The sequence below is a fragment of the Frigoribacterium sp. MEB024 genome, from assembly GCF_000878135.1.
Classification (GTDB): domain Bacteria; phylum Actinomycetota; class Actinomycetes; order Actinomycetales; family Microbacteriaceae; genus Frigoribacterium.
On the sequence record NZ_JXQZ01000001.1, the window covers coordinates 1 to 14,369 of the forward strand.

The 14,369-nt window shown below is 70.7% G+C and carries 14 protein-coding genes; 13 read left to right on the forward strand and 1 reads right to left on the reverse strand.

Features of this window, described 5'->3' with window-relative positions:
* Positions 1-261 precede the first annotated feature (261 nt).
* Genes lepA through hemW form a run of 3 tightly spaced genes read left to right on the forward strand, consistent with a single transcriptional unit; the run spans position 262 to position 4,120 of the window.
* Positions 262-2,112: a translation elongation factor 4 gene (lepA, locus tag SZ60_RS00005; RefSeq protein ID WP_043592550.1), complete on the forward strand. Its 1,851-nt coding sequence runs from the start codon at positions 262-264 to the stop codon at positions 2,110-2,112.
* Between the two features lie 5 nt (positions 2,113-2,117).
* Complete coding sequence (locus SZ60_RS00010) at positions 2,118-2,891, forward strand: DUF1990 family protein (RefSeq protein WP_082059736.1); 774 nt, start codon at positions 2,118-2,120, stop codon at positions 2,889-2,891.
* Between the two features lie 2 nt (positions 2,892-2,893).
* Positions 2,894-4,120 (forward strand): radical SAM family heme chaperone HemW, encoded by a 1,227-nt coding sequence (gene hemW / locus SZ60_RS00015; RefSeq protein ID WP_043592552.1) that lies wholly within the window; start codon positions 2,894-2,896, stop codon positions 4,118-4,120.
* 154 nt (positions 4,121-4,274) lie between these two features.
* On the opposite strand, the gene SZ60_RS00020 is transcribed toward hemW, so the two are convergent.
* A complete protein-coding gene (locus SZ60_RS00020; RefSeq protein WP_231567002.1) occupies positions 4,275-4,766 on the reverse strand; it encodes a DUF4870 domain-containing protein in 492 nt (163 codons plus the stop codon).
* A 178-nt stretch (positions 4,767-4,944) separates the two neighbouring features.
* Here SZ60_RS00020 and hrcA point away from each other — a divergent pair, with 178 nt between their 5' ends.
* The 10 genes from hrcA (at position 4,945) to SZ60_RS00070 (ending at position 14,320) form a co-directional block, all read left to right on the forward strand.
* Complete coding sequence (gene hrcA, locus SZ60_RS00025) at positions 4,945-5,967, forward strand: heat-inducible transcriptional repressor HrcA (protein ID WP_043592554.1); 1,023 nt, start codon at positions 4,945-4,947, stop codon at positions 5,965-5,967.
* 107 nt (positions 5,968-6,074) lie between these two features.
* A complete protein-coding gene (gene dnaJ, locus SZ60_RS00030; RefSeq protein WP_043592555.1) occupies positions 6,075-7,190 on the forward strand; it encodes a molecular chaperone DnaJ in 1,116 nt (371 codons plus the stop codon).
* A gap of 2 nt (positions 7,191-7,192) precedes the next feature.
* Positions 7,193-7,936 carry a 16S rRNA (uracil(1498)-N(3))-methyltransferase gene (locus tag SZ60_RS00035; protein WP_043592557.1) on the forward strand — a complete coding sequence of 248 codons (744 nt, stop codon included), beginning with the start codon at positions 7,193-7,195 and terminating at the stop codon, positions 7,934-7,936.
* Between the two features lie 50 nt (positions 7,937-7,986).
* Positions 7,987-8,364: a histidine triad nucleotide-binding protein gene (locus SZ60_RS00040; protein ID WP_043592817.1), complete on the forward strand. Its 378-nt coding sequence runs from the start codon at positions 7,987-7,989 to the stop codon at positions 8,362-8,364.
* Positions 8,354-9,469 (forward strand): PhoH family protein, encoded by a 1,116-nt coding sequence (locus SZ60_RS00045; RefSeq protein ID WP_043592558.1) that lies wholly within the window; start codon positions 8,354-8,356, stop codon positions 9,467-9,469. Before SZ60_RS00040 ends, SZ60_RS00045 begins: the two co-directional genes overlap by 11 nt.
* Positions 9,466-9,927, forward strand: coding sequence for an rRNA maturation RNase YbeY (gene ybeY / locus SZ60_RS00050; RefSeq protein ID WP_043592560.1), 462 nt, complete (start codon positions 9,466-9,468; stop codon positions 9,925-9,927). Before SZ60_RS00045 ends, ybeY begins: the two co-directional genes overlap by 4 nt.
* A gap of 7 nt (positions 9,928-9,934) precedes the next feature.
* Positions 9,935-11,233 carry a hemolysin family protein gene (locus SZ60_RS00055; protein WP_052505052.1) on the forward strand — a complete coding sequence of 433 codons (1,299 nt, stop codon included), beginning with the start codon at positions 9,935-9,937 and terminating at the stop codon, positions 11,231-11,233.
* Positions 11,234-11,294: 61 nt separating this feature from the next.
* On the forward strand, positions 11,295-12,233 hold the full coding sequence (era, locus tag SZ60_RS00060; protein ID WP_043592564.1) for a GTPase Era: 939 nt from the start codon (positions 11,295-11,297) through the stop codon (positions 12,231-12,233).
* A gap of 135 nt (positions 12,234-12,368) precedes the next feature.
* Positions 12,369-13,631 (forward strand): sensor histidine kinase, encoded by a 1,263-nt coding sequence (locus tag SZ60_RS00065; protein WP_052505053.1) that lies wholly within the window; start codon positions 12,369-12,371, stop codon positions 13,629-13,631.
* The gene (locus SZ60_RS00070; RefSeq protein ID WP_369700673.1) at positions 13,628-14,320 is read left to right on the forward strand and encodes a response regulator; all 693 of its coding nucleotides are present in this window, start codon (positions 13,628-13,630) and stop codon (positions 14,318-14,320) included. The genes SZ60_RS00065 and SZ60_RS00070 overlap by 4 nt, the downstream gene beginning before the upstream one ends.
* Positions 14,321-14,369 lie beyond the last annotated feature (49 nt).

Consider the following 14,369-nt stretch of genomic DNA (forward strand, 5'->3'; position numbering starts at 1 on the left):
GGCCGGCCCGCCCGGCCCGCCCGCCCGGCCCGCCCCGCCCGTCCCGCATCTCCCCACGTGCCCGCCTCCAGTCCCGGCCCCCGCGTCGGCAACTCCTGTCTGCCGTCGTGGCGCGAGCCGGAGATCGATGAGGTGCGGTGCCGTCCGTGGCACCGGGCAGGAGTCGTCGACGGGCGGGCCCCTCGCGGCTCGACGCCCGATCCGTCGCCCGGGCGTGGGAGAATCGTGCGGTACCCCCGCCCACCACCCCCAGAGGATCGTGTGAGTCCCCAAGCAACCCGCGCACTCGAGCCGGCGTCGACCGAGCCCGAGTCCCTCCGCAACTTCTGCATCATCGCGCACATCGACCACGGCAAGTCGACCCTGGCCGACCGCATGCTCGGCATCACCGGCGTCGTCGAGTCGCGCGCGATGCGTGCCCAGTACCTCGACCGCATGGACATCGAGCGCGAGCGCGGCATCACGATCAAGAGCCAGGCCGTCCGCATGCCGTGGGAGCGCAACGGCGAGACGTTCGCGCTCAACATGATCGACACCCCGGGCCACGTCGACTTCAGCTACGAGGTCTCCCGTTCGTTGGCCGCCTGCGAGGGCGCGATCCTGCTGGTCGACGCGGCCCAGGGCATCGAGGCCCAGACCCTGGCGAACCTCTACCTGGCACTCGAGAACGACCTCGAGATCATCCCGGTGCTCAACAAGATCGACCTGCCGGCGGCCGACCCCGACAAGTACGCCGCCGAGTTGGCCGGCCTGATCGGCGGCGACCCCGCCGACGTGCTGCGCGTCAGCGGCAAGACCGGCATGGGCGTCGAAGAACTCCTCGACCGCGTGGTCGACCGCATCCCCTCGCCCGTCGGCGTCAAGGACGCACCGCCCCGCGCGATGATCTTCGACTCGGTCTACGACAGCTACCGCGGCGTCGTCACGTACATCCGCATGATCGACGGCACCCTGCACCCGCGCGAGAAGGTGCAGATGATGTCGACGAAGTCGACGCACGACATCCTCGAGATCGGCGTCTCGTCGCCCGAGCCCGTCCCCAGCCAGGGGCTGTCGGTCGGCGAGGTCGGCTACCTCATCACCGGCGTGAAGGACGTCCGCCTCTCGAAGGTGGGCGACACCGTCACGACGGCGGCCAAGCCCGCGACCGAGGCCCTCAGCGGCTACACCGAGCCGCTGCCCATGGTCTTCTCGGGGCTCTACCCGATCGACGGCAGCGACTACCCCATCCTGCGCGAGGCCCTCGACAAGCTCAAGCTGTCGGACGCCGCGCTGGTGTACGAACCCGAGACCTCCGTGGCCCTGGGGTTCGGCTTCCGCTGCGGGTTCCTCGGCCTGCTGCACCTCGAGATCGTCACCGAGCGCCTCGAGCGTGAGTTCGGCCTCGACCTCATCACGACGGCGCCGAGCGTCATCTACGAGGTCACGACCGAAGACAAGCAGACCGTCACCGTCACCAACCCGAGCGAATTCCCGGGCGGCAAGATCACCAGCGTCAGCGAGCCCATGGTCAAGGCGGGCATCCTCGCGCCGAAGGACTACGTCGGCGTCATCATGGAGCTCTGCCAGCAGCGCCGCGGCACCCTGCTCGGCATGGAGTACCTCGGCGAGGACAGGGTCGAGATCCGTTACGCGATGCCCCTCGGCGAGATCGTGTTCGACTTCTTCGACAGCCTCAAGTCGAAGACGGCGGGCTACGCCAGCCTCGACTACGAACCCATAGGCGACCAAGAGGCCGACCTGGTCAAGGTCGACATCCTGCTGCAGGGCGAACAGGTCGACGCGTTCAGCGCGATCGTGCACCGCGACAAGGCCTACGCCTACGGGGTCCTCATGACGGGCCGGTTGCGCGAGCTCATCCCGAGGCAGCAGTTCGAGGTGCCCATCCAGGCCGCCATCGGTGCCCGGATCATCGCCCGCGAGAGCATCCGCGCCATGCGCAAGGACGTCCTGGCCAAGTGTTACGGCGGTGACATCTCGCGCAAGCGCAAGCTGCTCGAGAAGCAGAAAGAGGGCAAGAAGCGCATGAAGACCATCGGTCGGGTCGACGTGCCCCAAGAGGCCTTCATCGCCGCCCTCAGCGGTGACGTCGAGAAGAAAGACAAGAAGTAGGGCGCATGCGTCGAGCCACCCACACCGAGACCCGCACGACCTACGGCGAGGTCGGGGCGACGCAGGCCCCCGACCTCATGCAGTACCCGCCGAAGGGCTTCAAGCCGGCCGAGTACCGGGCGCGCGTCGGCCACGGCGACGCCCGCTTCGCCGCGGCCTGGATCGCCACGATGACCTGGCAGATCCAGGAACGCAGCGGCATCCGCGTCCGGGTCGACAGCGTGCCGCCGGCCGACGAGAGCGAGTACACGCCCGTCCAGTTCGACGAGCACGGGCAACCGGTCGACGCGGCCGAGTGGACGACCGCGCGCGACGAGTCGCGGTACTCGCCCGACGGCACACCCCTCCTCACGGCGGGCACGACGGCCACGCTCAGCATCGAGGCCTACGGGCGCACGGTCGAGGCGCCGGTCCGCGTCGTCTACGTCATCGACGAACCGAAGCGCAAGGGCTTCGCGTACGGAACCCTCGACGGCCACCCCGAGAGCGGCGAGGAATCCTGGATCGTCGACCAGACCGACGACGGTTCGGTCTGGCTGTCCATCAGGTCGTTCTCCAAGCCGTCGAGCGCGAAATGGCGCCTCGTGGCACCTTTCCTGCGACGCACGCAGGCGCAGTACACGAAGCGGTACCTGCGGGCCCTGAGCCTCAACGAGAAGGGCGAGCAGACCGACGAGGTCGTCGTCGTGGAGGACACCGAGGCCGGGGTCGGCGATCCCCGCGGCGACGACCGGCCCCCGACCGGTCCGCGCGGCGACGCCTCGGGAACCGGCGCCTGACGGTGCCCGGAGCCCTTCCCCTCGGCGATCCCGCCCCCGTCGACGGACGCCTGCCCGAGACCGTCGCGGTCGGCGCGGACGACCGCAACTTCGGGGTCTACCTGCACGTCCCGTTCTGCCGCGTGCGCTGCGGGTACTGCGACTTCAACACGTACACCGGCGACGAACTGCGGGGCGCACGCCGGGACGACTACGCCGGGCAGGCCGTCGCCGAGATCGAGCTCGGGGGACGTGTGCTGCGCGAGGCGGGTCTGCCGCCGCGCCGCGCCTCCTCGGTGTTCTTCGGCGGGGGCACCCCGACGATGCTGCCCGCGGGCGACCTGACGTCGATGCTGCACGCGATGGTCGACACCTGGGGTCTCGAGCCCGGCGCCGAGGTGACGACCGAGGCGAACCCCGACTCGGTCGACGCCGCGTACCTGCAGCAGCTCGCCGACGCCGGGTTCACGCGCGTCAGCTTCGGCATGCAGTCGGCCGTGCCGAGCGTGCTCGCCACCCTCGAGCGCACGCACGATCCCGAGCGCATCCCGTTCGTGGTGCGCTGGGCGCGTGACGCCGGGCTCGACGTCAGCCTCGACCTCATCTACGGCACGCCCGGCGAGACCCTCGACGACTGGAGGCGTTCTCTCGACGTCGCCCTCGAGCAGCAGCCCGACCACCTCTCCGCCTACTCGTTGATCGTCGAGGACGGCACGAAGCTCGCCCGCCAGATCAAGCGCGGCGAGGTCCCGATGCCCGACGACGACACCGCGGCCGACATGTACGAGATCGCTGACGACCGGCTCGCCGCGGCCGGGTACGACTGGTACGAGGTCAGCAACTGGTCGCGTGGCGTCGAGCACCGCTCCCGCCACAACCTGGCCTACTGGCAGGGCCACGACTGGTGGGGCGTCGGCCCGGGCGCGCACAGCCACGTCGGCGGCGTCCGGTGGTGGAACGTCAAGCATCCGGCTGCCTACCAACAACGCATGGCCGCGGGCGAGTCACCGGCCGCGGGGCGCGAGACCCTCGACGACGAGACCCGTCGGGTCGAGCGCGTCCTGCTCGGGGTGCGCATCCGCGAGGGGCTGCCGACCTCCGAGCTCGACGACGACGGGCGCCAGGCGGTCGCCGGCCTCATCGCCGACGGCTGGGTCGAGGGGCGCCCGGCCCTGCAGGGTCGCGTGGTGCTCACCCGTGAGGGTCGCCTCATGGCCGACTCCGTCGTGCGGCGCCTGCTGCCCGACTGACCCGGCGTGCCCGGATCGAGTCACGTTCTCGGTCGGCGCCCCGAGGCGACGGACCCGGAGGCACGGGCCCGGGAGGCACGGGCCCGGAACGCAGGAGGCGCGGCTCCCGGGGGAGTCGCGCCTCGCGTCGTGCCCGTCCGGGCCGGTCGACCGCCTACTTGATGAACTCGATGGTCAGCGGGTACTTGTACCACTGGCCCTTGTTGGCCGCGACGGCGGCGATGATCGAGAAGATGATGACGAGGATGCCGGCGACGAGTGCGAGCACGCCTCCGATGACGATGATCGACAGGATCGCCGAGATCACGTAGACGATGGCCATCGTGATCTGGAAGTTCAGCGCGGTCTTGGTGTGTTCCCGGATGAACGGGCCACGGTCCTTCAACACGAGGTAGCCGACGAGAGCCGGGACGAACGCGAAGATGATGCCGCCGAGGTGGATGAGCGTCGACCACAGCTTCTCGTCCTCGGGGCGCATCGGCTGGACGGGCTGCGGCTGGTAGCCGGGCTGCTGGCCGTAGCCGGCGCCGGGCTGCTGGCCCTGACCGGGCTGCTGGCCGTGGCCGTAGGGCTGGCCGGGCTGCCCGTTCTGGCCGGGTCGCCCGTTCTGCGGGCCGTTCGGCTGGGCGGGAGGGTTCTCGGTCATGGCTGCACCTGTTCGTGAGTGTCCTGCGGATGTCCCCGCCACCCTAGGGCAGCCGGGCGCGGCGCGAGTAGGCCTCGCGACGGAGGTGTCGTACGATTGGCAGTCCGGCACGACGAGTGCCAGGACCGGTCGCCCGGCGGGCGGACGACCCGGGGCGTCGAGCGAGGAGAGGTGCGTCATGGTCTCCGAACGCGGTCTCGAAGTCCTGCGCGTCATCGTGCACGACTACGTCGCGTCCCGTGAGCCCGTGGGCTCCAAGTCCATCGTCGAGCGACACCAGTTCGGCGTCTCGGCGGCGACGATCCGCAACGACATGGCGCTGCTCGAAGAAGAAGAGCTCATCGCGGCCCCGCACACCTCGTCGGGTCGGGTGCCGACCGACAAGGGCTATCGGCTCTTCGTCAACCAGCTCGCCGACCTGAGACCCCTCAGCGCCGCCCAGCGTCAGGCCATCGAGACCTTCCTCGGCGACTCCACCGACCTCGACGAGGTGCTCGGGCGGACGGTCCGTCTGCTGTCGCAGCTCACGAACCAGGTGGCGCTGGTGCAGTACCCCACCTTCTCCCGGGCCCGCGTGCGTCACGTCGAACTGGTCAGCCTGGGCGACGGCCGCGTCATGACGGTGCTCATCACCGACAGCGGCCAGGTCGAGCAGCGGGTCGTCGACATCCGCACGGCCGTCGACGAGTCCTTCCTGTCCGAACTGCGGGCCGCCATCAACGCCGCGGTCGGCGGACGGCCCCTCGGTGAGGCCTCCACGGCCCTCACCGACCTGCCGACGCGCTTCCGCCCCGATCTCGCGGCGGTCGTCGGCGTCGTCGTCGCGAGCCTCACCGAGCAGATCGCCGCCGGACGCCAGGACCGCCTCGTCATGGCCGGTGCGGCGAACCTGGTGCGCACGGGCGACGACTTCAGCGGTGACCTCTTCCCGGTGCTCGAGGCGATCGAAGAACAGGTCGCCCTGCTGCGGTTGTTCGGCGAGATGCAGCTCGACGCCGTCGACGTGGCCGCGAGCATCGGACGGGAGAACGCCTCGTTCGGGTTGTCGCAGGCGTCGGTGCTGGCCAGCGGGTACTCGACGCAGGGCAGCGAGATCGCGAGGCTCGGCGTCCTCGGGCCCATGCGCATGGACTACTCGACCAACATGGCGGCGGTGCGTGCCGTCGCCCGTTACCTGTCGTCGCTGCTCGCCGAGCGGTAGCCGACGCCGACGGCCCCGGCCGTCCCACGACCCCATCCCGTCCCGGTCCGCCGGGCCCGGCCCCGCCGGGAAGACCACCACACCACACCAGAGGCAGACGAGAACCAGTGGCAGATCATTACGACGTCCTCGGAGTCGACCGTCAGGCGACCCCGGAAGAGATCAAGAAGGCGTACCGCAAGCTCGCTCGCGAGCTGCACCCCGACGTCAATCCCAGCCCCGACGCGTCCGAACGGTTCAAGGACGTCACGCACGCCTACGACGTGCTCAGCGACCCGCAGCAACGCGAACGCTACGACCTGGGTCCGCAGCCCGGCTTCGGCGGCGGTGGCGGTGGCGGGGCCGCCGGCTTCGGCGACATCTTCGACGCGTTCTTCGGCGGTGGTGGTCAGGGCCAACGTCAGGGGCCGCGGTCCCGGCGCGAACGCGGGCAGGACGCGCTCCTGCGCCTCGAGGTCGACCTCGAGGACATCGTCTTCGGCACGCAGCGCGACATCGAGGTCGACACGGCCGTCCTCTGCGACACGTGCAGCGGCTCGTGCTGTGCACCCGGCACCTCGCCCCAGACCTGCGACATCTGCGGTGGCTCCGGGCAGATCCAGCGCACCGTGCGCTCGCTGCTCGGCAACGTCATGACGTCGAGCCCGTGCGGAACCTGCCGTGGGTACGGCACCGTCATCCCCAACCCCTGCCCGACGTGCCAGGGCCAGGGGCGCGTCCGGGCCCGGCGTTCGATCCCCATCGACATCCCCGCGGGCGTCGACACCGGGCTCAGGCTCCAGTTGCCCGGTCAGGGCGAGGTCGGCCAGGCCGGCGGCCCGAACGGCGACCTCTACCTCGAGGTCAAGGTGCGGCACCACGACACCTACAGCCGCAACGGCGACGACCTGCTGGCGACGCTCGAGGTGCAGATGACCGACGCCATCCTCGGCACGACGACGACGCTCACCGGGCTCGACGGCGAGATCGAGGTCGAGATCAGGCCCGGCACCCAGAGTGCCGACATCCTCACCGTGAAGGACCGCGGCATCACCCGACTGCGCGGAACGGGTCGCGGCGATCTCAAGATCGGCGTCCAGGTGGTCACCCCGACCAAGCTCAGCCACAAAGAGCGCGAGTTGATGGAGAAGTTCGCCTCGGGTCGGCGCTCTGCGGCTCCCGAGCTGTCGCACTTCCAGCAGGGCCTCTTCGGCAAGTTGCGCGACCGCTTCCTCAACTTCTGATCGTGGCGCACTTCTACCTGGTCGACGACCTGGTCGCCGCCGAGGTCGGTTCGACCGTCGAGCTGACCGGTTCCGAGGCGCGGCACGCGGTGACGGTCAGCCGTGTCCGGGTGGGCGAAGCGCTCACCCTCGGCAACGGTCGGGGCTTGGTGGTCCAGGGCGAGGTGAGCGAGGCGGCGCCCGAGCGGCTGGTGCTGCTCGCGACGCGGGTGGTGCGGCACGAGGCGCCGACGACGCGGCTGGTCCTCGCCCAGGCCCTCGCCAAGGGCGACCGCGACGAGCTCGCGGTACAGGCCGCGACCGAGCTCGGCGTCGACGAGATCGTCCCGTGGGCCGCGGCCCGCAGCATCTCCCGTTGGGAGGGTCCCAAGGTCGCCAAGGGGCTCACCCGCTGGTCGTCGATCGTGCGCGAGGCGACCAAGCAGTCGATCCGTCCGTGGGCGCCCGAGGTGTCCGGGCTCGCGACGACGCGGCAGCTGGCCGAGCGCGCCTCCCGCGATCTCGTCCTCGTGCTCGAGCCGTCGGCCGAGCAGGCGCTCACGGCGGTCGACCTCACCGCAGGAGGCGCGGTGCCCGACCGCGTCGTCGTGGTCGTCGGTCCCGAGGGCGGGGTGTCGCCCGCCGAGCTGCAGCAGCTAGCCGAGGCCGGTGCCCGCGCCGTGCGCCTCGGGGACGCCGTCCTGCGTACCTCCACGGCCGGTCCGGCCGCCCTGTCCGTGCTGAGCGTGCGTCTCGGCCGCTGGTGACCGCCACGCCCCCGGGGGTCGTGTCGGTGGTCGTCGCTACGATGGGCAGCATGTCCGAGACCTCCGACGAGCCCACCGTCTTCAGCCGCGTCGTCGCGCGCGAGATCCCCGCCGACATCGTGTTCGAGAGCGACACGGTCATCGCGTTCCGCGACATCGCGCCCCGGGCACCCGTCCACCTGCTCGTGGTGCCCAAGACCCAGGCGTACCGCGACGTCGTCGAACTCGCCGAGGGCGACCCCGCGCTGCTCGCCGAGCTTGTGGCGACCGCCTCCCGGCTCGCGGCCGACCCGGCGGCGTTCGGGGAACACTCCGGGTCCGAGTTCCGTTTGATCTTCAACACCGGCGCATCCGCCGGGCAGACCGTGTTCCACGTGCACGCCCATGTGCTCGGCGGACCCCTGGAGGAAGGCACCCTTGCCCACTAGCGACACGAACGCCACCGGCCCCTCGACACCGACGACGGGCGACGACGTCCGGCGCGTCGACGTCACCGTCGACGGCGTCGCCATGGTCCAGCTGCTGGGCCCGCAAGACCGCCTGCTGCGTGCGGTCGAGAAGCAGTACCCCGAGGTCCGCGTGCTCGTGCGCGGCAACGAGGTCACCCTCGAGGGGCCCTCGTCCGCGGTCGGCCGGGCCGAGGGGCTCGTCGACGAGCTCGTCTCGATGGTCCGCGGCGGCCACGACCTCGGCCCGGCCGAGGTCGCGACGTCGGCCCGTCTGCTCGACTCGGGGCAGGGCAGCCCGTCCGAGGTCTTCGGGCAGCCCATCGTCACCAGCCGCGGCAAGGGCGTGCGGGCGAAGACACCGGGTCAGAAAGAGTACGTCGACGCGATCGACCAGCACACCATCACGTTCGGCATCGGCCCGGCCGGTACGGGCAAGACCTACCTGGCCATGGCCAAGGCCGTCCAGGCACTGCAGCGCCGCGAGGTCCAGCGGATCATCCTGACGCGCCCCGCGGTCGAGGCCGGCGAGCGGTTGGGCTTCCTGCCCGGCACCCTCACCGACAAGATCGACCCGTACCTCCGACCGCTCTACGACGCGCTCAACGAGATGATGGACCCCGAGATCGTGCCCAAGCTGCTCGCGGCCGGCACCGTCGAGGTGGCCCCTCTGGCCTACATGCGCGGTCGGACGCTCAACGACGCGTTCGTCGTCCTCGACGAGGCGCAGAACACGACGCCCGAGCAGATGAAGATGTTCCTCACCCGGCTCGGCTTCGGCTCGCGCATGGTCGTCACGGGCGACGTCACCCAGGTCGACCTGCCCACGGGGGCCAGCGGGCTCCAGCTCGTCACGACGGTGCTCGACGGCATCGACGACATCCATTTCGCCCGCCTCACCAGCGACGACGTGGTGCGGCACACGCTCGTGGGCCGCATCGTCGACGCGTACACGACCTACGACGCCGAACGTCAGGCCCAGCAGCACCGCCGTCACGAAGCGGCGAACGACCAGGTCGAAGCGGGCAACCGCTCCGAGCGCCGGGCCGACGCCCGCGACCGCCTGCCGAAGAAGGGAACCCGGTGAGCATCGAGGTCGCCAACGAATCCGCCGTCGAGGTCGACGAGGCCACGATCCAGCGCCTGGCCACCTTCGCGCTCGACCAGATGCACGTGCATCCCGAGGCCGAGCTCGCGATCGTGTTCGTCGACGAGGCCGCGATGGAGCAACTCCACGTCCAGTGGATGGACGAACCCGGCCCGACCGACGTGCTGAGCTTCCCGATGGACGAGCTGCGTCCGGGCACCGAGGACGAGCCGACGCCGGCCGGCCTGCTCGGCGACATCGTCGTGTGTCCGCAGGTGGCCGTCGCACAGGCCGCCACGGCGGGGCACAGCCCCCTCGACGAGATGCTGCTGCTCACCTGTCACGGCGTCCTGCACCTCCTCGGGTTCGACCACGCGGAGCCCGACGACGAGCGCGAGATGTTCGGTCTGCAGCGCGAGATCCTCGCGGCCTTCGCCGCGGCCGACACGAGTCGGTGACGCCGTGATGGTCACGGTCTTCGTCGTCGTGGCGGTCTTCCTGGTGGTCTTCGGTGGCCTGTTGGCCGCGGCCGACTCGGCCCTCGGCGTGCTCAGCCGCCAGGACCTCCTCGACGAGGCCGACGACGATCCGCGCCACGCGACGGCGTTGACCGCCATCGCCGCCGACGTCGGGGCGCACGTCAACGCCGTCAACTTCGTGCGCATCCTGGCCGAGACGTCGGCGGCCGTCCTCGTGTCGCTGTCGTTCGCGTTCTCGGTCGAGCCCTGGTGGTTGGCCCTCCTGCTCTCGGCGCTCATCATGACGGTCGTGTCGTTCGTCCTCGTCGGCTCCAGCCCGCGCAGCGTCGGTCGCGCCCACGCTCGTGGTCTCGTGCGGCTCACCTCGGGGCTGGTGCGGTTCGTCCGGGTCGTCCTCGGGCCCCTGGCCGACGCCCTGGTGGCCGTCGGCAACCGGGTGACCCCCGGTCGTCCGCGCAGCGCGTCGTTCTCGTCCGAAGAGCAGTTGCTCAGCATGGTCGACGAGGCGACCGAGCTCGACGTCCTCGAAGAGGACGACCGCGAGCTCATCCACTCGATCTTCGAGTTCAGCGACACCGTGGTCCGCGAGGTCATGGTGCCCCGCACCGACATGGTCACCCTCGACGCCACCGCCTCCGTCGGATCGGCGATGAGCCTCTTCCTCGGCCGAGGCGTGTCCCGCGTGCCCGTCGTCGGCCGCGATTCCGACGACGTCGTCGGCATCGTCTACCTGCGCGACCTCGCCCGACGATTGCACGAGCACAGCGGCGACGACTCGGCTCCCGTCACGACCCTCGCCCGTCCGGCGGTCTTCGTGCCCGAGTCCAAGAAGGCCGACGACGCCCTCCGGCAGATGCAGCTCGACAAGAACCATCTCGCGATGGTCGTGGACGAGTACGGCGGCATCGCCGGCCTGGTCACGCTCGAGGACCTCATCGAAGAACTCGTCGGCGACATCAGCGACGAGTACGACCGCGAGGTCGCTCCGCAACGCGAGGTCTCCGCGGGGGTGTTCCGGGTGAGTGCCCGTCTCCCCGTCGACGAGCTCGGCGATCTCTTCGGCCTCGAACTCGACGACGACGACGTGGACTCGGTGGGAGGGCTGCTCACCAAGGTCCTGGGACGCCTGCCCGAGCAGGGCTCGGTCGTCCGCGTGTCGGGCCTCGTCCTCACGGCCGACCGAACCGAAGGGCGTCGGCACGACCTGCAGACCGTGCTCGTCGAGCGCGATCCCGACCTCGCGGACGCCCAGGCCGCGTTCGCCGACGCCGCTCGCGACGACTGAGCGTCCGGTCGTCGCGACCCTCCACCTCCCACCCGTTCCCGCACGTTCACGAAAGGCCCCCATGTCGACCACCGGAGACGACCTCACCCCCTCGGCCGCGCCTCCTCGGGGGTCGACCTACCGCGCGGGGTTCGTCTCGTTCGTCGGGCGGCCCAACGTCGGCAAGTCGACGCTGACCAACGCCCTCGTGGGGCAGAAGGTGGCCATCACCTCGTCGAAGCCGCAGACGACTCGACGAGCGATCCGCGGCATCGTGCACCAGGCGACCGGCCAGCTCGTCCTGGTCGACACCCCGGGCATGCACCGTCCGCGCACGCTGCTCGGCGAGCGGCTCAACGACATCGTCCAGACCACGCTCGGCGACGTCGACGTCATCGGGTTCTGCGTGCCGGCTGACGAGAAGCTGGGCCCGGGCGACCGGTTCATCAACGAGCAGCTCGACCAGTACCCGAGGGCCAAGAAGGTCGCGATCGTCACCAAGACCGACGCGACGTCGCGGCCGGCGGTCGCCGAGCAGTTGCTGGCGGTCAGCCGGCTGCGCGACTGGGAGGCCATCATCCCGTTGTCCGCCGTCAGTGACGTGCAGCTCGACGTCCTCACCGCCGAACTCATCAAACTCATGCCGGTGTCGCAGCCGCTCTACCCGTCCGACGCGGTGACCGAAGAGGGCCTGACCGACCGGGTGGCCGAGTACGTGCGTGAGGCCGCCCTCGAGGGCGTGCAGGACGAGCTGCCGCACTCGCTCGCCGTGACGATCGACGACATGGTCGAACGTGACGACAAGGACCTCCTCGAGATCTACGCGAACCTCTTCGTCGAGCGCGACAGCCAGAAGGCCATCGTCATCGGCAAGGGGGGTCAACGCCTGCGCGAGGTGGGTGAGCGTGCTCGGGCGCAGATCGAGCCGCTCATCGGCAAGCAGGTCTTCCTGTCGATCCGCGTGAAGGTCGCGAAAGACTGGCAGCGCGACCCGAAGCAGCTCGGTCGGCTGGGGTTCTGACACCCTCTCCCGGTCGCTCGGCGCGTCCCGGGCGGGCGGTTGGCCCTCGTCCCTGCGGATGATCGTGATGGTCCCGAGGTCGTTCACGCACGGCGGCCGGCCCGGACGGGCCACCGCAGGTCGTACGGTGGTCGGGTGATCTTCCGACGCCTCGCTCCCTACCAGGTCGCCGTCGACCTGTCGGCGGCGTTCCTGCTCGGCGTGGTCGGCCTGGTCTTGTCGGACGGCGTCGTGACGACCCCGTTCGTCGTGCTGGGCATGACGGTCACCTTCGCCCTGAGGCGGCTGTCGCCCGGGCTCGCCCTCACTCTTGCCTGGCTGGTCGCCGCGTCCCAGATGGTCACGGGCAGCACGCCCGGTGTCACGAACCTCGCGATCTGCGCGGTGCTGTACTCCACGGCCGCGTACGGCACCGACCGGGTCAAGTGGTCGGGCCTGGTCTCCGTGGGCGTGGGCGCCCTCCTGGGCACGTTCTACCTCTCGTTCGTGCAGCAGAGCCTGTTCGGCGTCGACTACGACATCTACGCGGTGACCGACGTCGTCCGCATCCTCCTGCAGCTGGGGATCAGCCTCCTCGGATTCCTCGCCCTGCTCGGTCTGCCCTGGGCCGGCGGGCTGCTGGCCCGGGCGAGATGGTCCGAGCGGCTCAGCCGTGAGGCGCGGCTCGTCGCCGAGCGCGAGACCGCCCGTGCCGAGAACGACGCCGCCCGGGCCGAGCGCGAGGCCGCCCGAGCCGAGCGGGACATCGCCGTCGAGCAAGAACGCAACCGGATCGCCCGGGACATGCACGACGTCGTCGCCCACTCGCTGGCCGTCGTGATCGCCCAGGCCGACGGGGCCCGTTACGCCGCCCGGGTCGACCCGACCTCGGTGGACGGGGCGCTCACCACCATCGCCACGACGGCTCGGGAGGCCCTCGGCGACGTCCGCGTGCTCCTCGGTCAACTGCGGCACAGCCAGGGAGAGGCGCCGCAGCCCGCCCTCGGCGATCTCGACCGGCTGCTCGACCAGATGCGCGGCTCGGGCCTCACGGTCGACCTGCGCGTGACGGGCGAACCCCAGGTGCTCGGGACCAACCGGCAGCTCGCCGTGTTCCGCATCGTGCAGGAGAGCCTGACCAACGTCCTCCGGCACGGTGCCGTCGACCAGCCCGTCGGCCTGCACTTCGACTGGCGCTACGAGGCCCTGCACCTGGTGGTCTCGAACGTCGTGCGACCGCCGACACGTCCGGTCGACACGACCGGCGACGAGCGGCGGGGCGGCCACGGGCTCGACGGCATGCGAGAGCGTGCCACCCTGGCGGGCGGCTCGCTCACCACCCAGAACGCCGACGGACGCTTCGTCGTCCACGCCATCGTGCCGACCCTGGCACTGACCCAAGAGGTACGCATCCGATGATCGACATGCCCGGCCGCTCGACGGCACCCATCCGCGTCGCGCTGGTCGACGACCAGGCACTGTTCCGTGCGGGCATCAAGATGCTGGTCGGCTCGCAACCCGACCTGAAGTTCGTGGGCGAGGCCAGCAACGGCGACGAGGGCGTGGCGATGGTCGCGCGCGCCACCCCCGACGTCGTCCTCATGGACATCCGCATGCCCGTCATGGACGGCATCGCCGCCACCACCGCCGTCCTGGCGCAGGCCGAGGCCGCCTCGCGCCGTCCGCCGCGCATCATCGTGCTGACGACGTTCGACCTCGACGAGGCCGCCACCCGCGCCATCCGCGGAGGCGCGAGCGGTTTCGTCCTCAAGGACGCCGACCCCGAGTTCCTGCTCGCCGCGATCCGCACCGTGCACGCGGGCAACGCCGTGATCGCGGCGTCCGCCACGCGAGAGCTCTTCGAGCACTTCGACGGGCGTGCCTCACGCGCCCGGGCCGTGCCCGAGTCGTTCGGCACCCTCACCACCCGGGAGCGGGACATCTTCGACCTCGCGGCGCGGGGCCTCAGCAACTCCGAGATCGCGTCGCGGGAGTTCCTCAGCGAGGCGACCGTCAAGACCCACATCAGCCGTGTGCTGTCGAAGCTGTCCCTGCGTGACCGGGTGCAGCTCGTGGTCTACGCGTACGAACACGGGCTCGCCGAGTAAGTCCGAGCGCGGGGCGAGTCCCTGGCCGACGTCGACAGGACGCCGGTCG